We start from the raw sequence: 18,675 nt of genomic DNA, 5'->3' as shown, positions 1-18,675 counted from the left end.
TCTCGAACATGGCTCAGACCTTCCGCAGGCGAGGATCGAGGAGGACGTAGACCAGATCGACCACCAGATTGGCGGTGAGCGTGGCCAGTGTCATGATCAGCAATTGGCCCTGGATCAGCGGATAGTCGCGCGAGACGATGCCGATGAAGAGGGTCTGGCCGAGCCCGGGATAGTTGAACACCACCTCGGTCACCAGCGAGCCGCCGAGAATGGCGCCGATGGTCAGCCCCAGCGCGGTGACCGATGGCAACATGGCGTTGCGGGCGGCATAGTTGAAGCGGACGCGGTTCTCGGACAGGCCCTTGGCCGTGCCCATCACCACATGATCCTCGCCAAGCTGGCCGATCATGTTGTTGCGCATGGTGACCAGGTAGCCGCCGACAAAGACGATCATCAGCGTCGTGACCGGCATCAGGCCGTGGTAGAATACACTGCCGAAATATTGCAGCGTCCAGGCCGGATCGAGGCCGGGGTTGAACGCGTAGCCGGTGGGCAGCCAGCGCAGCGCCACGCCGAAGCCGAACAGCGCCACCAGCGCGATCACTACCGGCGGAATGGCCTGGATGGCCAGGGACAAGGGGGTGACGATGGTGTCGAAGGTGCCCCCGCGCCGCCAGGCGGCAAACACACCCAGGATCGAGCCGACCGCAAAGGCCAGCAGCGTCGCCGTGCCAGCCAGAAAGATCGTCCAAGGCAGGGCATAGGACAGCACCTGATTGACGGTCTGGGGATAGAAGCGGATCGAGTAGCCGAGATCGCCGCTGAAGACCGAGCGCAGATAGGCGAAATATTGCTCATGCAGCGGGCCGGCAGCAAAACCGAAGGTTTCGACCAGTGCAGCACGGGCTTCCGGCGGCAGCGTAGTGTTCTGCTGGGCGAAGAGCACATCGATGGGATTGCCGGGCATCAGGCGGGGCAAAATGAAATTAATCGTGGCGGCGATGAAGAAGGCAGCGAGGTAGAAGCCCAGCCGACGCAGGACGAAGGACATTTGGATGTCTCCGGTGTGCACGGGAACGCCGCGATGGCGGCGCGCGAAGCGACCGCCCCCGGATGCCATCAAGGAAGCATCCGGGGGCAGCTCTCATCGCGGACTACTGGGCGACGGGACGCAGGGCCAGCAGGTGCAGCAGGCGTTCGGGGACGCCGGCATAGGCAACCGGGCGGGCAACCGGGTTGTCGGCGTTGAACCAGCCTTCAAAGCGCTTGGTGCTGTATTCGTACCAGAGCGGGTTGCTGAAGACGTTGATCACCGGCATGTCCTCGGCGATCAGCACCTGAATCTGGTTCATGATCTCGGTCTGCTTGGCGGCGTCGGCAGTGCCATTGAAGGCGTCGAGAGCGGCATCCAGCTCAGGATTGACGTAGCGCGCCGACTGGAAGCGGTTCTGGCCGATATGGCGCGAATGCAGCGACAGATCGAGGAAGTAGTGCGGCGACACGCCGGTCGTCACCGAGTTGATCGCGGCCTGGTAGGTGCCGTTGATCAACTGGTCGGTCCAGCCCGGGCTTTCCGGCGTGGCAAGGCCAGCCTGAATGCCGATCTCGTTGAGACCTTCCACTGCCAGCTGCACGGTGTTGACCCAATCGGTCCAGCCATTGGGAACGATGATCTCGAGGCTCAGCGGCGCGCCGCTGGGGGTCTCGAGGAAGCCATCGCCATTGGTATCGGCATAGCCGGCATCGGCCAGGATGGTCTTGGCACCATCGATGTTGAACTCGGTGAACTGGCCGAACTCGGACTGCACTTCGGCATTGTTCCAGGAGTGGTATGCACGGCCCAGGCCTGACGGATAGTCGTTGACCGTCGGATAGCCGTAGCCAGCAATGTCAACCATGGCCTGGCGATCCATCGCCATCGAGAAAGCGCGACGGAAATTGACGTCGTTGAAGGCTTCGTTGCGCCCCGGATCGGCGTCTTCCATGTTCAGCGAGAAATAGACCGGTGAGCCGGCCGGGAACCAGTAGCCATTATGTTCCGGGTCCTTGCTGACATAGGTCTGCTCGATATCGGGCAGGAACGAGCCGAACCAGTCGAGCTCGCCAGTGGCGGCCATGGCCAGCACCTGGTCGTTATTGGAAACCTGGGGCATCCGCATGCAATCGACCTTGAGCGTCGCGGCATCCCAGTAATTGGGATTGCGGCACTGGATGTATTCCTGCGGGGTGAAGCGGCGGATTTCGGTCAGTGGCCCAGACCCGACCGGCGCCGGATTGGTGAAGGTGACCGGGTCGGCGACACCGCTCCAGACATGCTCGGGCACGGTATAGACCTGCGCCAGCTGGTAGATCAGGCCGGCATCGACGTTGTTGTAGCTCATCTTGACCGTCAGGTCGTCGACCAGCTCGACCGATGCGAGCTGGGTCCAGACGGCGCGCACGTCGAGCGCCGGATTGTCCTTGAGGAGCTGATAGGTGAAGACCACGTCCTTGGCGGTCAGCGGCGCACCATCGGACCACTTGAGGCCATCGCGCAGCTTGAACGTGACCGACTTGAGATCGTCGCCATATTCAAACGACTCCGCCAGGCGGAAATTTGGCTTGCCGCCATCGAGGGCGTTGAACACCACCAATGGCTCATAGAGGAAATCCTCGACGGTGGGCAGGACGGTCGTGCGGTTGAAGACGTTGTAGTTTTCCACCCACGCAGTCAGCTGCTGCGGCACGGCGGTCAGGATGGCCTCCCCCTGCTGGGCCATGGCGGTGCCTGGCACCAGCATCGCGCCACTCAATAGCGTGGCGGTCAAAAGCCGATAAGTCATGATCTCAATCTCCCTCTGGGCTCCCGTTCGACGCCCCGCCGCTCTCTGGCAGCATGGGACGCCGTCGCCACGACCGGAATACGGCCCGCAGCGAGTGGGACCAAGACTGGTTTGACGGCAAATAATGTCACCCCCTCAAAATCGGTGAAATCGCCAGTAATTTCGGCAATTCCGTCAAAAGCGCCGGAATTGGCCGCCGAGGCTTTAGGTTCGCCGGTGTTTGAGGCACATTGGCGCGCCGGCGTGGGGAGACGACACTGGCGCCGATGCGTGGCTGGGAGGCCGACGCCGCGTGTCGAGGAGGGAGAGCATCCATGAAACGCCTGTCACTGGCGCCATCCAGCTTTCGCGGACGGCTGTTTGCGATCTTCCTCGCCATTGCGACAGTGCCACTGGTGCTCACTGCCTATGCGTTCGTCTCGATTCTGGCCGCCAATATCGAAGAAGAGACGATCGAAAAGCTGACCTTCGTGCGCGACGCCAAGCGCGCCGAGATCAACCAGTACATGACCTTTGCCATGCGCCAGGCGGAATCGCTGAGCAAATCCAACGCCGTCCGCTATTCGATCGGCGACTTCTACGGCTTCTCCTATGCCTTCCGCATGATCGACGACTCCCCGGAAGTGGCGCAGGCAATCCTGCACAAGCTGTTCTCTGTCGACCAGACCGGCGCAGCCGGGCAATCCCAGCCCATCGACAATGATGAACTCATCAGCACCGCGCTGGAATATTCCAACGCCCACCAGCAATTCCATGAGGAATTTGCCAGCTTCGTGCGCACCGCCGAATTCGACAATGTCTATCTGGTGAACGCTGACCGCCGGGTCGTCTATTCCTATGAGAAGGACGCGTATCTGGGCGCCGACATGCGCACAGCCATGGCAGATACCGCCATCGGCGAGCTGGTGCGCAGGGTGATGGCCGCCCCCGCCGACACCAATGTCATGGTGCGCGACTTCGACCTCGATCCGGTCAGCGGCGACTTCGTTGCCTATGTCGCGGTGCGGGTCGAATTCTACCAGCGCGTGCGGGGCGTGGCGGTATTCCGGCTCAATGCCGCCGGGCTCAACCGGGTGGTCCAGGCGCAGCAGCGCGACACCGGCAGCCTTTACCTGATCAGCTCCACCAACCGTTTCGTTTCGACGCCGCGCGTCCAATCGGCCGAGATCGGCAGCGCCGTCAGCGATCATCTCAATAACGGCAGCGCTGGCTCGGGTATTGTGGGACATGGCTTTACCGGCGCGGCGGCCCTGGCCGCCTGGTCGCCAGTCGCTTTCGGCGACGCCAGCTGGCAGCTGACCGCCGAAGTGCCCACCAGCTTTGCCTTTGCCGATACCGAGGCGCTGACCCGCTTCGTGCTGATCCTGGCAGCCATCTGCCTGCCGGTGATCTTCTGGCTCTCCCTGATTTTGGCGCGCACCATTGCCGCCCCGCTCGACAAGCTGACCGATGCCGCCGAATCCATCGCCGCGGGCGATCTGGAACGCGAAATGCCCGAGATCGACAAGCCCAATGAACTGGCCAGGCTCGCCGCCAGCTTCCGCCGCATGCGCATTGCCGTGCGCGAGCAACTGACCTTGATCGGCCAGAAAAACGCCGAGCTGAAGCAGCATGTCCGCGTCATCGAGGAGAAGAACGCCGCGCTCGAGGAAGCCGACCGGCAGAAGGATACCTTCGTCGCCAATACCAGCCATGAGCTGCGCACCCCGCTCAATGGCATTATCGGCATTTCGACCACGCTCTCGGCCGGTGCCGTGGGGGAGCTGACCCCGGTGCAGCGCTCGCAGATGGAGCTGATCACCTTCTCCGCGCGGCGGCTCTCGCGGCTGGTCGACGACCTGCTCGATCTTTATCGCATACGCCTCGGCCGCATGCGGCTCGATATTCACCCGGTGCATGTCGCCACCTCGATCCGCAACGTGCTGCAGGTGTCCGAGACGATCCTGCGCGGTCAGCCGGTGACGGTGGCCATCGATATTCCGGACTCCCTGCCCTTCGTGCTGGCCGATCCAGTGCGGTTCGAGCAGATTCTCTATAACCTTGTCGGCAATGCCATTAAATATACCAGGCGCGGCAGTATCGAGATCTCGGCGCGCGAGGCCGACGGCATGGTGCAGGTCGTGGTTGCCGATACCGGCATCGGCATAGCCCGCGACAGCCTCGAGCGCATCTTCCAGCCGCTGGAGCGCGCCGCCGACCACGAGACCGGCGGCGCAGGGCTTGGCCTCACCATTGCCCGTCAGCTGACCCACGCCCTGCACGGCAAGCTCTCGGCCGAAAGCACACTGGGCGAAGGCTCGAGCTTCACGCTTGCCCTGCCCGTCGCGGACGCCGTTTCGCCGGAAACCAGCATGGCCGCTGCGGCGACCACCACGAGCCTGCGCGAAACCTTTGATGGCTTGCAAATGCTGGGGCTGGAAACCGAGGGCCCGATCAGCAGCGGCATGCCGCTGGTGCTGGTGGTGGACGACGAGCCAATCAATATCCAGGTGCTGCGCAATGTGCTGCAGCCGCATGGTTATGCCGTCCGGGCGGCCGAGAATGGCGCCAGGGCGCTGGAATTCATCGACCAACAGAAGCCCGATCTGGTCGTGCTGGATGTGATGATGCCGGAAATGGGCGGGCTCGAGGTCGCCCGCCGGCTGCGCGACAGGTATACGCTTATCGAACTGCCCATCATCATGGTCACGGCGCGCAGCCGGACCCGTGACGTCATTGCCGGCTTCGAGAATGGCGCCAACGATTATGTGGTCAAGCCCTTCGTCAAGGACGAGCTGCTGGCCCGCGTCGCCACGCTGCTGGCCGCCAGCCGCGCCCAGTCGCAGGCGCGCGAGAATATCGAACTCAAGACCGAAATCGACCGCCGTGTGCAGGTCGAGGACGCTCTGCGCCTGTCACAGCAACGCATGACCCGTCTGCTCGACACGCTCGATGCTGGCCTCATCTGCGTCAGCGACAGCGGCCGCATCACCTATGCCAATCGCGCCGCCTCCCGCCTGGCCAATACCAGGCTGGTGGCCGGCACGACCCTGCTCACCGATATCCTGAGCCCCAGCCTGCTCGATGCGGTCAAGCGCAGCGTCGAACAGGATGGCCAGGCTAATCTCTCCGATATTCCCTTCGGCACGCTCGACCAGTGCGTGCTCATCAATGCCTTCGACGTCGAGCCCGCCGCCGGCGGTGGCCTGGCGCTGATCATCGCCCCCGACTCTGCCGAAACCCGCCTGACCGCGGCAAGCCTGACGCGCTCGGTGCGCGGGCTTATCGATACCGTTGGCAGCGAATTGCCCAAGACCGCCGCCGTGGCCGAGGCACTCGCCGAGCCGCCGCACCCACCAAGCGACAAGCTCGACCGGCAGCATTACCGACAGACCATCGTCAAGGTCGTCACCGAAAGCCTGCGGGTCTGGCGCGAAGTGACCGGCATGTGCAAGTTCGACCTCGCCGAAGCCAGCGGCATCTGGCGGGTGAGCCTTGACCGCTCGTCGCTGCAGTGCCGCACCCTCGACAAGTACCTGCTGATGGAGACCCTGCCCGATCAGCCGCGTTGGCGCGACGTCATCCTGACCGCCGAATATGTGCTGGGCAATGTCGGTGATGCCAGCGAAAAGGAAACCCAGCAATTGCGCTCGGCGCTTGCCCTGCTGCGCGCGCAGGTCAAGACCCAGATGGCCAACCCGGCCCGCGACACGGCAGCGGATTCGCGCGACCAGGCGCACACGCGCTAGGACCGCACCAGGATCCGTGGGACCGTTACAGCGAAATTCTGTTGGATATTGCGGAACATAACTGGAACACGTATAGTCGTTCAGTCTTTGTTCCGATTCCCGACCGAGGGGCCCGAATGCTCACGCGCAAACAACACGAGCTGCTGATGTTCATCCATGAACGGATGAAGGAGAGCGGCATCCCGCCTTCATTCGACGAGATGAAGGACGCGCTCGACCTGGCCTCGAAATCGGGCATTCACCGGCTGATCACTGCGCTGGAGGAGCGCGGATTCATCCGCCGCCTGCCCAATCGGGCCCGCGCGCTCGAGGTGGTCAAGCTCCCAGATTCGATGAACCCCTCGCTTGGCGGCCGCAAGGCCCGGTTCGAACCCAGCGTCATCGAGGGCAATCTCGGCAAGGTCGCTGCGCCACCCGTGCGCAGCAGTGTCGAGGACTATGCGCGGCCGATTTCGATCCCGGTCATGGGCCGCATTGCGGCGGGCACGCCAATCGAAGCGATCCAGACGCATTCCCACACCATTGCCGTACCGCCCGAAATGCTCGGTGCCGGTGAGCACTACGCGTTGGAAGTGCGCGGCGATTCGATGATCGAGGCCGGTATTTTCGATGGCGACACCGTGCTCATCCGCAAGCAGGATTCGGCGGGCACCGGTGAGATTATCGTTGCTCTCGTAGACGATGAAGAAGCCACCCTCAAGCGCCTGCGCCGCAAGGGAAATACCATTGCGCTTGAAGCCGCAAATCCGGCCTATGAAACCCGCATTTTCGGGCCGGATCGCGTCAAGGTTCAGGGCCGTCTCGTCGGATTGCTGCGCAAATATTGAGGGCCGGCTGTGACGGCAATCGGCAAGGCCTGCCCGGTGGTATTGCGCCATCGGGAGGACGGCACTGATATCGTGGTGTTTCGCCATCCCCTGGCCGGTATGCAGCTCATCAAGGGCAGTATCGAGCCGGGTGAGAAGCCGGGCCGGACCGCCCAGCGCGAGCTGTTCGAGAAATCCGGCGTTCCGACCCAGGCTGAGGGGCACCTCCTCGGCAGCGATGCGGAAATTGCCGATGGCCAGCTCTGGCACTTCGTTCTCTGCCCGGTTGCCGACCTGCCTGACAGCTGGAGCTTCCGCTGCTTCGACGATGGCGGCCACCTGTTTGCCTTCTCCTGGCACCGCCTCGGCACGCCAATGGCAGATGCGGACTGGGATCCGGTTTTCGTCCGGGCGATGGCGAGCATTGAGCGGATGCTGGACGAGCAGGCGCAGGTTGGGCTGTAGGTGACGCGGGAGGCGGCGGCGGTTCCAGCGGCTTGATGGTCGATTGTGAGTGGCGCGCGGCTGCTCGCCGGGGCTGTTTCGCGAACGGCGGCCTGTGTGCGGTGCTGCGGATTGGATCATGCACTTCAGACTTGCCTGAAACAAACTGGATCCCGGCTTTCGCCGGGATGACGGGTGATGGTTTTGTGGGGCACGGCAGAGGTTGTATTCGCGCAGTTTGCCTGCACGCGAAGAAGCAGCATCTTGCTCCCCACCGCATCATCCCGGCGAAAGCCGGGATCCAGTTTTCTCGCTTGATTGAGAGATCGAACTGCTGCTCCGTTGCTAGGGCTGTCACGCGCCGACTTCTTCTCACCTGCCGCCTCTTTGCCGCCCCGCCTGGGCCCCGGCCCACGGATCATTGGCTGTTCGTGCCGTGACGAAAGTGCCCCGCGTGTGAAGCCTGTGGGCGGCGTGGTGGGTGGGATACCAACAAGGTGACAGCGGGTCGGCTATTGGAGCCGCTCGCATTGGTTTAAAGCACACACACCGCATCGCACCGCAAACACACCGGGTCATTCCCGCGCAGGCGGGAATCCATGCTCACGACGCTGAAGCAAGAATGGTTTCCCGCCTGCGCGGGACTGACTCCGTGGGCGAGCTTGTGCTGCTGCTGGGTTGTTGACCCGTCGTGCGCAGGCATCGTTGTCTCGAGCACCCCTACCCAACAAAATAGACCTCGCCCCAAACAGAAAGGGCGACCAGTTCCCTGATCGCCCTTTTTATTCAATACCTTACGACAATCAGTGATTGTCGCGTGGCAGGCCCTTGCTCTGGGCGATACGCTGATACCCCACCGCCGGCTTGAGCACGGCGCCGTTGCCGAGCTGGTCGACGATACCGCGCTGAATTTCCTGCCAGGGCGTCTGGTTGGCGGGGTATTTGTAGCCGCCGGCTTCGGCGAGTTCCTGGCGGCGGGTGGCGATTTCGGTGTCGGAGATCAGGATATTGGCCTGGCCGAGATTGAGATCGATGCGCACCCGGTCGCCCGTCCGCAGGATAGCGAGATTGCCGCCGGCGGCGGCTTCGGGCGAAGCGTTGAGGATCGAGGGCGAGCCGGAGGTGCCGGACTGGCGGCCATCGCCGATACAGGCCAGGGCGTGGATGCCCTTCTTGATGAGATAGGCCGGTGGCCGCATGTTCACCACTTCGGCTGCGCCGGGATAGCCGATGGGGCCGGCGCCGCGCATGAACAGCAGCGTATTCTCGTCGATCTCCAGCGCGGGATCGTCGATCCGGTGGTGGTAGTCCTCGGGACCATCGAACACCACCGCCTTGCCTTCGAACATGCCGGGATGTTCGGGATTGGCCAGATAGCGCTCGCGGAACTCGGACGAAATCACGCTGGTCTTCATGATGGCATTGTCGAACAGGTTGCCGCGCAACACCAGGAAGCCCGCATCGGTCTTGAGCGGATTATCGAAGTGGCGGATGACCTTATCGTCCTGAATGGTTGTATTGCGGCAGTTCTCGCCAATGCTCTTGCCGTTGACGGTCGGGGCATCCTCGCGGATCAGGCCCTGCCCCATCAACTCGTTGACCACCGCGGGCACTCCGCCAGCGTGGTAATAGTCCTCGCCCAGATATTCGCCAGCCGGCTGCAGGTTCACCAGCAGTGGCACCTTGTGGCCATAGGTCTGGAAATCCTGCAGTTCCAGTTCGACGCCGATGTGCCGGGCGATGGCCTGAATGTGGATCGGCGCATTGGTCGAGCCACCGATGGCCGAGTTGACCACGATGGCATTCTGGAAATTGTCCTTGGTCAGGATGTCGGAGGGCTTGAGGTCCTCATGCACCATGTCGACGATCCGCTTGCCGGTGCGATAGGCCATTTCCTGGCGATCGCGATACGGCGCGGGAATGGCGGCCGAGCCCGGCAGCTGCATGCCCAGCGCTTCGGCCAGCGAGTTCATCGTCGTGGCCGTGCCCATGGTGTTGCAAAAACCGGTCGAGGGGGCAGAAGAGGCTACCAGCTCGATGAACTGGGCGTAATCGATCTCGCCGGCGGCCATCATCTGGCGGGCCTTCCAGACGATGGTGCCCGAACCGGTCCGCTCGCCCTTGTGCCAGCCGTTCAGCATCGGGCCGACCGACAGCGCGATGGCGGGAATGTTGACCGTCGCCGCGCCCATCAGCATGGCCGGGGTGGTCTTGTCGCAGCCGATGGTGAGGACGACGCCATCGAGCGGATAGCCATAGAGCACTTCGACGAGGCCGAGATAGGCCAGGTTCCGGTCGAGCCCGGCGGTCGGGCGCTTGCCGGTTTCCTGGATCGGATGCACCGGAAATTCGATGGCAATGCCACCCGCTTCGCGGATACCTTCGCGGACACGCTCGGCAAGCACGATATGGTGGCGATTGCAGGGGCTGAGATCGGAGCCGGTCTGGGCAATGCCGATGATCGGGCGGTCGGACTGCAGCTCTTCGCGCGACACCCCGAAATTCATGTAGCGCTCAAGATAGAGCGCCGTCATGTCCGGATTATCCGGATTGTCGAACCAGGCGCGCGAGCGCAGCTTCTTGCTGGGATTACCGCCGTTGCTTGCCGTCATGTCCGTATTCCTCGATCCGCGTCTGGGCGCACCATCCGCGCCTGATGTCGCCTGTCGTTCTAGCACTTCCATACTAGGAATGAAGGCGATTCTGTCGAAAACGGCCTTGATGACAGAAGACTTTGAGGAGTTTCCGGAACGGCTGAACAACCTTACCGGACGACAAGACCCCTGCCCGCTTTCATGTTGGTTTGGACGCAGCTTTGCGCGCCAGATTCGGGCTGGTTGAAACGGGACACAGCGACTAGTTTCCCCGCAACCATTGTAACAAACGGGGTCTGGCGTTGACGAACAAGGCGGAATGGGTCGCGGTGGATTGGGGAACCTCCAATCTGCGCGCCTGGGGGGTGGATGATGCCGGCGCGGTGACATTCGCGCGCTCATCAGCCAAGGGCATGGGCAAGCTCAGCCGCGAGGAGTTCTCCGGCGCGTTGAGTGAATTGCTGGGCGATGTCGTTCCAGCGAGTGGCAATGACCTCGATGTGCTGATTTGTGGCATGGCCGGCGCCCGTCAGGGCTGGCTGGAAGCGCCCTATCTCGAGGCCCCCGCCGATCTGCGCGGGCTGCTGCAAGGCGCGGTGCATCCGGAGATGCCAGAGGGCCGGTTGCGGCCAGCGATCCTGCCCGGCGTGTGCCAAAAGGGCCAGGGCGGCGACAATGTCATGCGCGGCGAGGAAACCCAGCTGCTCGGCCTCGCGGCGCTGCAGCCCGGGTTTTCCGGCGTTGTCTGCATGCCCGGCACGCATTCCAAATGGGTGCAGCTCAACGGCACGCGGATCGAGCGCTTTGCCACCGCCATGACCGGCGAAATGTTCGAGGTGCTGCGCACCCATTCGGTGCTGCGCCATTCGCTGCAGGGCGAGCTCAACGGGCCCGGCCGCGCAGCTGGCTTTGAGGCCGGCGTTGAAATTGGCCTCGCTCATCCCGAAAAGCTGATGGGGCAATTGTTCCAGGTTCGGGCCGGCTCACTCCTGTCGGGCCGCCAGCCGGACTGGTGCGCCGGCTATCTGTCGGGCCTCCTCATCGGCACCGAAATCGGCGCCAACCGCGACTGGATCGGCGACAGCGAAGTGCCGCTGATCGGTTCGAGCGAACTCTGCACCCTTTATGCTGGGGCTCTGGCCAGGATCGGCGCGCGCTCGCGCCTGGTCGACGCCACCGAGGCCGTCATCGCCGGCCTCACCGCCGCCCGCAGCTTTATCGCCTGATCGGAGACTATCATGCAGGCCCACCGCCATCTCATCGCCATTCTGCGTGGCATCACCCCGCCCGAATCCATCGACGTCTGCCAGGCGCTGATCGATGCCGGCATCACCATGATCGAAGTGCCGCTGAATTCGCCGGATGCGCTGACCAGCATTGCGCTATGCGCCAACCAGTTCGGCGACATGGCTGCCATCGGCGCCGGCACGGTGCTCAGCAAGAAGCAGGTCTGGGCCGTGGCTGATGCCGGCGGCACCTTCATCGTTTCGCCCGACACCAACAAATCGGTGATCGAAGAGACCGTGCGCATCCGGCTCGGCTCCTATCCCGGCGTGTTCACGCCCAGCGATGCGTTCCGCGCCATCAAGGCCGGCGCCACCGGGCTGAAATTCTTCCCGGCCGAAGTGCTGGGCCCCAAGGGCATCAAGGCGATGAAGGCGGTGCTGCCGCCCGACTTGCCGCTTTATGCCGTGGGCGGCGCCAATCCGGACAATTTCACCGAGTATTTCGCCGCCGGCTGCGCCGGTTTCGGGCTCGGCACCTATATTTACAAGCCCGGCATGAGTGTCGCCGAAGTCAGCGAGCGCGCCGTTACAGCGGTCGCGGCCTATGACCAGGGCCGCCCGCAATGACCCAGACGGCAAAGCTGTTTCTCGATAGCCAGTCCTCGCTGGGCGAAGGTCCGGTCTGGCATGTCGGCCGCCAGCAATTGTTCTTCTTCGATATCAACGAGCAGACGCTGTCCGCCGTTACTGCCAGCGGCGAGATCGCCGACCAGTGGCTGTTCAATGAAAACGTCGCGGCTGCCGCGATCGTTGATGACGCGACGCTGGTTCTGGTTACCGAAACTGGCCTCAAGGGCTTTGACATCGCCACCGGTGGCATTGCGCCGCTTGTGGGCATCGAGGCCGACAAGCCGCAGACCCGTGGCAATGACAGCCGGGTGCATCCGTCCGGTGCATTCTGGATCGGCACCATGACCAAGAGCGAAGAGGAAGCGGCGATCGGCTCGGTCTATCATTACCGCGCCGGGGAGCTGACCGTGCTCAAATCGGGCATTTCGATCCCCAACGCCACCTGCTTCTCGCCGGATGGCCGCATCGCCTATTGGACCGATACGCCGACCATGCGGATCATGCAGTGCCCGACCGATCCCGCCACCGGGCTGCCGATTGGCGATTGGACGCTGTTTGCCGATGTGTCCGGCCATCGCGGCTATCCCGATGGCGCCGTGGTCGATAGCGAAGGCTATCTATGGAACGCCCGCTGGGGCGGCTCCTGCGTGGTGCGCCACGCGCCAGATGGCTCGATCGACCGGATCATCGAAGTGCCGGTGAGCCAGGTGACATGCCCGGCCTTTGGCGGCCCCGATCTCAAGACCCTCTACATCACCACTGCCAGCAAGACCCTGAGCCCCCAGCAGATCGCTGCCGAAAAACATGCCGGCAGCGTCTTCGCCATCGATCTGGATATTGCCGGCCTGCCCGAAGCCCTCATCACTCTCTAGAGCCGCTCCCATGACCCCTGCCCTCGGCGTTTGCTACTATCCCGAACATTGGCCCGAGGCAGGGTGGGAGCGCGATGCGGCCAGCATGGCCGAAGTGGGCATCAGAATTGTCCGCATCGGCGAGTTCGCCTGGTCGCGGCTGGAGCCGACCCCGGGCGATCTGCAGTTCGATTGGTTGATCCGGGCCATGGATGTGCTGGGGCGCCACGGGCTCAAGGTGGTGTTCGGCACCCCGACGGCAACGCCGCCGCGCTGGATGATCGACAAGCATCCGGACATGCTGGCGGTCGACGCAAGGGGCCAGCGCAAGGGCTTTGGCTCGCGCCGGCATTATGACTTCTCCCATCTCGGCTATCGGGCGGAATGCCAGCGCATCGTCAAGCTGCTTGCCGATGCCATTGGCCAGCATCCGGCGCTAAGCGGCTGGCAGACCGACAATGAATATGGCTGCCACGGAACGACCTATTCCTATTCCCCCGCGGCGCTGAGCGGATTCCGGCTGTGGCTGGAGCAGCGCTATGGCACGATCGAAGCCCTGAACGAGGCCTGGGGCAATGTGTTCTGGTCGATGGAATATAATCGCTTCGATCAGATCGAACTGCCGAACCTCCTGGTCTGCGAGGCGGCGCCCGCACATGACCTCGATTTCCGCCGCTATGCGTCCGATCAGGTCGCGGCCTTCAACAAGGTGCAGTTCGACATCCTCAAGCAGGCGCGCCCCGACCTGCCGGTGATCCACAATTTCATGAGCCGCTACACCGAGTTCGACCATTACGATGTGGCCGAAACCCTCGATATTGCCAGCTGGGACAGCTATCCGCTCGGCCACCTGGCCACCAGCAATGAGCCCGACGAGGTCAAGCGGCTCTATCTGCGCCAAGGCGACCCCGACAATGCGGCCTTCCACCACGATCTCTATCGCACGGTCGGCCATGGCCGCTGGTGGATCATGGAGCAGCAGCCCGGCCCGGTGAACTGGGGCATTTTCAATCCCGATCCGCTGCCCGGCATGGCCCGGCTGTGGGCATGGGAAGCCTTTGCCCATGGCGCCGAGGTGGTGTCGTATTTCCGCTGGCGGCAGGCGCCGTTTGCGCAGGAGCAGATGCATGCCGGCCTGCTGCGGCCCGATAGCGAGCCAGCGCCCGCCTATCACGAAGCGACGCAAGTCGCAGAGGAGCTGCGCGCCACCGGCCTTGCCGGCATTGCTGCCAAGGGCCGCGTCGGCATTGTCTTTGATTATCAGAGCGAATGGGCCTGGGAAATCCAGCCACAGGCCAGGGGCTTTACCCATGGCGCCCATGTCCGCGCCATCTATGCCGCCTTCCGCAAGCATGGCGTCGATATCGATATCCTGTCGCCCCACACCAAGAGCTTTGCCGGCTATGACATTGTCGCCATTCCGGCGCTGTTTGCCTGGAACGAGACACTGCGCACTGCCATCGCCGAGTTCGAGGGCCATCTGCTGATTGGGCCCCGCAGCGGTTCGAAGACGGAGAACTTCTCGATCCCTGCCGCTCTGGGTCCCGACCTGCCGCAGAACCTGCTGGCCGCCAAGGTGATCCGCGTCGACAGCGTCGATCCGCAGTTGGAGGTCGAGGTCAAGGGCGGCGGCGGCTCGGTGCATCACTGGCGCGAGCGCATCGAGACCACTGCCGAAGTGGTGATCGAGGATGCCGAGAACTGGCCGGTGCTGCTGTCGCAGGGCAAGCTGTTCTACCTCGCGGCCAGCGGCTCCAAGGCGCTGGTCCAGCGCGTCGTTGATTACCTGATCGCCGAAGCCGACCTGCCGACACTGGCCCTGCCCGCTGGTGTGCGCTGCCGCGTGCGCGATGGCATGCGGGTCTATGTCAACTATGGCGCCGGCCCCGCGACGCTGACGCCGGCTGCCGATGAAACCGGCTATGTGCTGGGCGGCGTGGATATGCCGGCTGCAGGCGTTACCTTGGCCCGGCTCGCCACGGCCGGGTGAGATTGGGCACGGCGGTGCGGACGGCAAATCCGTCCGCCGTCGCGTCCCAGCGCAGCCAATGCACCCCGCCCGCCGCCAGATCGCGGGCATCCACCACCTGCGCCTGAGCCCGGCAGGCCTGCGGCGCCCGTAACCTTGTGATGACCAATTGATGGCGCGCGCAATCCTCGGCGAAGGCCTCGGCACTCTTGACCACGGCGACCGAGAATTGCCCGGCATTGGCCACACAGGCCAGGCTATCGCAGCGCGCACCGGGCAGTAACGGCGCGATCTCTTCCTGATAATGCTCGCTCCAGACATCGACAGCAAAGCTGCCCGCCTTGCCGGTCAGCAGCCCCATCCCATCTGCGCCCCGCACGGCCACGGCTTGCGTGGTGTCGGCAATGAGGACATCGGGCCTGATATCGAGGCCGAACAGCAGCACTGCCGGGATGGCCAGCACCGGTCCGGCCAAGCGCCAGTAATTCTGCAGGAAGGCGAACCACGCCAGCGCGATTAGTCCGATGATCAGGGCCGTGCTGGTCAGCAGCGGATTGGAATCAAGCCCGGCGCTCCAGCTCGCCACCAGCTCCGCGCCATCGACCATCCGCTCGATGCCCCAGCCCATGATGCGCACGAATGGCGCCTCGATGCCGAATGGCATGGCGAGGACCGACAGCATGGCGAATGGCATGATGACGAAGCTGACCACCGGCAGCACCAGCACATTGCCGACGACGCCCAAGGGCGCCGTTTGCTGGAAGTGGTAGGCCGAGAACAACACCGTCGCGGTCCCAGCGATCAGGCTGGTCAGCGCTGTCAGCCTGACATTGCGGGCGAAACGCGAGAACCAGCCGCGATTCTCCGGCGGAGCCAGCCGCGGCAGTTCATAAATTCCGATCAGCGCGACCACGGCGGCGAATGATAGCTGGAAGCTGGCGCGGAAGATGCTGGCGGGGTCGATGATGATGATCGCCAGCGCCGCAATGGCCACATTGCGCATCGTCAGTGCCCGCCGCCCGGCGAGGATGGCACCAAAGATCAGCCCCAGCATGATGGTGGAGCGCAGAGCCGGCACATTGGCCACGCCGCCCGCCAGCAGCAGGTAACCACAGGCAGTGACGATGCCGCCAATCGCGGCGATCTTCTTGATCGGCAGGGTCTGCGTCCAGCCCGGCACCGAGGCCAATGCCAACCGCAGCAGGAAGAACATGCCGCCCGCCACCAGCGACAGATGCAGGCCCGAGATCGAATAGATATGCGCCAGCCCCGAGGCGGCCATGACATCGCGGGTTTCGTCGCTGATGGCGCTCTGGTCGCCCATGACCATGGCTTGACCGATGGCGGAGGCCGGCCCCTCCAGCACCGCTGCGATGCGCCCGGCAATGGCAGAGCGCAGTCCCTCGACCCGCCTTGTCGGATCGAAGGCGCTGCCCTCCGAGACGAGGCTCAATCCGCTGGTGACATTGCCATAGGCGCCGATGCCGCTGAAAAAGGCGTGGAACTGGCCATCGAACGATCCCGGCAAGACCGGGCCGGGCACTGGCGCCAGCCGCAGCTTGGCCCGGATGACGTCGCCGGGCTGCAGGGGCGGCTCAGCTCCGACCAGCAATCGGGCCCGGACGATTCCCGCCGGCCTGGCATCGCCGATGGGTACCAGGCGCGAAACGATGATCCGCCGCTCGACGTCAGTCTGGGACAGGATTTCATCGACCACGGCTTCGTATTCGCCATAGATCGGAAAACCCAGCATGGGCGTGCCGAACAGCGCGCCATGCACCGGCAAAAGCCCCAGCCCGGCCCAGAATGCGGCCAGCAAAACCAGCACCCGCAGGCGGTTAATTTGCGCCAGCGACATGATGATTGCGGCCGCCAAGACGGCACCGATTCCGGCCAGTGCCCAGTATTGCGGCTCGAATGGCAGGCCGGCATAGCAGATCAAACCGGCTATCATCGCGAAGGGCAGCAGCACGAAGAGCCGGCGGCCCTCGACGGCATTCGCCAGCACCGCTCGTAACGAGTTCGCTACGCGTAGGGGATGGTCAAGAATGGCAAGTTCTGTTGGCTGCGGGCGTGGCCAAACCGCTGGTGGCCGGGCCTGTGTGCCCGGTCTGGTTGCGTCCAGAATTTCTGGCCCCTGCACCGGCTGCGCCCCCGCCCTTGCGCTCATGCCCGCCTATGGTACACACGGCACCGAAACTCGTCCAACCGTTCCGGTCTTTGCATGTCCCAGGTCATCACCCGTTTTGCTCCCTCGCCCACCGGCTATCTGCATATCGGCAGTGCCCGTACGGCCCTGTTCAACTGGGCCTATGCGCGTCACACCGGCGGCAAGATGCTGCTGCGCATCGAGGATACCGACCGCGAACGTTCGACCGAACCGGCGATCCAGGCCATCTATGACGGCCTGACCTGGCTGGGCCTGAAGTGGGACGATGAGCCGACGCTGCAGTTCTCGCGCGCCGCGCGCCATGCCGAAGTGGCGCACGAACTCGTCGCCATGGGCCATGCCTATAAGTGCTACTGCTCGCCCGAAGAGCTGACCCAGATGCGCGAAGAAGCCCGCGCTGCCGGCAAGCCGCCGCGCTACAATGGGTATTGGCGCGATCGTGACCAGTCGGAGGCGCCCGCTGGCGTCGCGCCGGTCATCCGCATCAAGGCGCCCCTGACCGGCGAAATCGTGGTCGATGACCACGTGCAGGGCAAGGTCGTGTTCAAGACCGAGAACCTCGACGACTTCATCATCCTGCGCTCGGACGGCACCCCGACCTACATGCATGCCGTGGTGGTCGACGACCACGACATGGGCGTCACCCACATCATCCGTGGCGACGATCACCTGACCAACGCCGCCCGCCAGATCATCATCTATAATGCGATGGGCTGGACCGTGCCGGAGATGACCCACATCCCGCTGATCCACGGTGCCGATGGGGCCAAGCTGTCCAAGCGCCATGGCGCCCTGGGCGTCAACGCCTATCGCGAAATGGGCTATTTGCCCGAAGCGCTGCGCAATTACCTCGCCCGCCTCGGCTGGAGCCACAATGACGACGAGATCTTCTCGACCGAGCAGATGATCGAGTGGTTTAGCCTCGAAGGGCTGAACAAGGGCGCGGCCCGCTTCGATTTCGTCAAGCTCGAGAGCATCAACGGCCATTACATCCGCGAAGCCAAGCCGGACTATCTCTATGAGGTCATGCTGGCGACCGCGCAGGAAGTCGGCCGCCTGACCGATGTCGACGGGCTCACCGCCAACAAGGCGACCGTGCTGGCCGCCCTGCCCGAATTGCAGCCCCGCGCCAAGACCGTGCTGGAGCTCATTGACCTCGCCCAGTTCATCTATGCGACACGTCCGCTTGCTATCGATGCTGCTGCGGCGGTGCTGTTGACCGACGACGCGCGTGGCGTCCTGGCCGACATGAACGCGCTGCTGCGTGGCCTCAATGACTGGAGCGTTCCGGCAATCGATGCGGCCATGCGCACCCTGGCGGAATCCAAGGGGCTCAAGCTTGGCAAGCTGGCACAGCCACTGCGTGCCGCCCTCACCGGCCGCACCATCTCCCCCGGCATTTTCGAGGTGATGGTGTTGATCGGAAAGGAAGAAAGCCTGGCGCGGCTGGGCGACCAGATTACTGCTCCCTGAGGACTGCCATAGGGTAAGCAAT

General features: G+C 63.7%; 12 protein-coding genes. 8 read left to right on the top strand and 4 right to left on the bottom strand.

Going from position 1 to position 18,675, the window contains the following annotated elements; all coding sequences use genetic code 11:
- Window positions 1-13: 13 nt before the first annotated feature.
- Complete coding sequence (locus BUA69_RS13440; protein WP_046136003.1) at window positions 14-991, bottom strand: ABC transporter permease; 978 nt, start codon at window positions 989-991, stop codon at window positions 14-16.
- Between the two features lie 103 nt (window positions 992-1,094).
- Window positions 1,095-2,762, bottom strand: coding sequence for an ABC transporter substrate-binding protein (locus BUA69_RS13435; RefSeq protein WP_046136002.1), 1,668 nt, complete (start codon window positions 2,760-2,762; stop codon window positions 1,095-1,097).
- 314 nt (window positions 2,763-3,076) lie between these two features.
- Between BUA69_RS13435 and BUA69_RS13430 the strand changes: the two genes are divergently transcribed.
- From BUA69_RS13430 to BUA69_RS13420, 3 genes are all read left to right on the top strand, one after another.
- On the top strand, window positions 3,077-6,490 hold the full coding sequence (locus BUA69_RS13430; protein WP_046136001.1) for a hybrid sensor histidine kinase/response regulator: 3,414 nt from the start codon (window positions 3,077-3,079) through the stop codon (window positions 6,488-6,490).
- 116 nt (window positions 6,491-6,606) lie between these two features.
- Window positions 6,607-7,317 carry a transcriptional repressor LexA gene (gene lexA, locus BUA69_RS13425; protein WP_046136000.1) on the top strand — a complete coding sequence of 237 codons (711 nt, stop codon included), beginning with the start codon at window positions 6,607-6,609 and terminating at the stop codon, window positions 7,315-7,317.
- Between the two features lie 9 nt (window positions 7,318-7,326).
- Window positions 7,327-7,761, top strand: a complete 435-nt coding sequence (locus BUA69_RS13420) for an NUDIX domain-containing protein (RefSeq protein WP_052950640.1) — start codon at window positions 7,327-7,329, stop codon at window positions 7,759-7,761.
- A 782-nt stretch (window positions 7,762-8,543) separates the two neighbouring features.
- Here BUA69_RS13420 and BUA69_RS13415 read toward each other — a convergent pair.
- Window positions 8,544-10,352, bottom strand: coding sequence for an IlvD/Edd family dehydratase (locus BUA69_RS13415; protein ID WP_046135999.1), 1,809 nt, complete (start codon window positions 10,350-10,352; stop codon window positions 8,544-8,546).
- Between the two features lie 284 nt (window positions 10,353-10,636).
- Between BUA69_RS13415 and BUA69_RS13410 the strand changes: the two genes are divergently transcribed.
- From BUA69_RS13410 to BUA69_RS13395, 4 genes are read left to right on the top strand one after another with little or no spacing between them, the layout of a single operon-like run.
- Window positions 10,637-11,560 carry a 2-dehydro-3-deoxygalactonokinase gene (locus tag BUA69_RS13410; protein WP_046135998.1) on the top strand — a complete coding sequence of 308 codons (924 nt, stop codon included), beginning with the start codon at window positions 10,637-10,639 and terminating at the stop codon, window positions 11,558-11,560.
- A 12-nt stretch (window positions 11,561-11,572) separates the two neighbouring features.
- Window positions 11,573-12,187 carry a 2-dehydro-3-deoxy-6-phosphogalactonate aldolase gene (locus tag BUA69_RS13405; protein ID WP_046135997.1) on the top strand — a complete coding sequence of 205 codons (615 nt, stop codon included), beginning with the start codon at window positions 11,573-11,575 and terminating at the stop codon, window positions 12,185-12,187.
- Window positions 12,184-13,062: an SMP-30/gluconolactonase/LRE family protein gene (locus BUA69_RS13400; RefSeq protein WP_046135996.1), complete on the top strand. Its 879-nt coding sequence runs from the start codon at window positions 12,184-12,186 to the stop codon at window positions 13,060-13,062. The genes BUA69_RS13405 and BUA69_RS13400 overlap by 4 nt, the downstream gene beginning before the upstream one ends.
- Before the next feature lie 10 nt (window positions 13,063-13,072).
- A complete protein-coding gene (locus tag BUA69_RS13395; protein WP_046135995.1) occupies window positions 13,073-15,031 on the top strand; it encodes a beta-galactosidase in 1,959 nt (652 codons plus the stop codon).
- On the opposite strand, the gene BUA69_RS13390 is transcribed toward BUA69_RS13395, so the two are convergent.
- Window positions 15,000-17,018, bottom strand: coding sequence for a ComEC/Rec2 family competence protein (locus BUA69_RS13390; protein ID WP_046135994.1), 2,019 nt, complete (start codon window positions 17,016-17,018; stop codon window positions 15,000-15,002). The two genes, BUA69_RS13395 and BUA69_RS13390, sit on opposite strands and share 32 nt — an antisense overlap.
- 216 nt (window positions 17,019-17,234) lie before the next feature.
- Here BUA69_RS13390 and gltX point away from each other — a divergent pair, with 216 nt between their 5' ends.
- The gene (gene gltX, locus BUA69_RS13385) at window positions 17,235-18,653 is read left to right on the top strand and encodes a glutamate--tRNA ligase (RefSeq protein WP_046135993.1); all 1,419 of its coding nucleotides are present in this window, start codon (window positions 17,235-17,237) and stop codon (window positions 18,651-18,653) included.
- Window positions 18,654-18,675 lie beyond the last annotated feature (22 nt).

It is taken from the genome of Devosia limi DSM 17137, from assembly GCF_900128975.1.
GTDB lineage: Bacteria > Pseudomonadota > Alphaproteobacteria > Rhizobiales > Devosiaceae > Devosia > Devosia limi.
Note: the sequence above shows the minus strand (reverse complement) of the source record. Positions and strands in the feature narration are given on the sequence as shown.

Coding starts and splice junctions, on each gene's coding strand:
- BUA69_RS13440 (WP_046136003.1), bottom strand. CDS start 991: ATGTCCTTCGTCCTGCGTCGGCTGGGCTTCTACCTCGCTGCCTTCTTC.
- BUA69_RS13435 (WP_046136002.1), bottom strand. CDS start 2,762: ATGACTTATCGGCTTTTGACCGCCACGCTATTGAGTGGCGCGATGCTG.
- BUA69_RS13430 (WP_046136001.1), top strand. CDS start 3,077: ATGAAACGCCTGTCACTGGCGCCATCCAGCTTTCGCGGACGGCTGTTT.
- BUA69_RS13405 (WP_046135997.1), top strand. CDS start 11,573: ATGCAGGCCCACCGCCATCTCATCGCCATTCTGCGTGGCATCACCCCG.
- BUA69_RS13400 (WP_046135996.1), top strand. CDS start 12,184: ATGACCCAGACGGCAAAGCTGTTTCTCGATAGCCAGTCCTCGCTGGGC.
- gltX (WP_046135993.1), top strand. CDS start 17,235: ATGTCCCAGGTCATCACCCGTTTTGCTCCCTCGCCCACCGGCTATCTG.
- BUA69_RS13415 (WP_046135999.1), bottom strand. CDS start 10,352: ATGACGGCAAGCAACGGCGGTAATCCCAGCAAGAAGCTGCGCTCGCGC.
- lexA (WP_046136000.1), top strand. CDS start 6,607: ATGCTCACGCGCAAACAACACGAGCTGCTGATGTTCATCCATGAACGG.
- BUA69_RS13395 (WP_046135995.1), top strand. CDS start 13,073: ATGACCCCTGCCCTCGGCGTTTGCTACTATCCCGAACATTGGCCCGAG.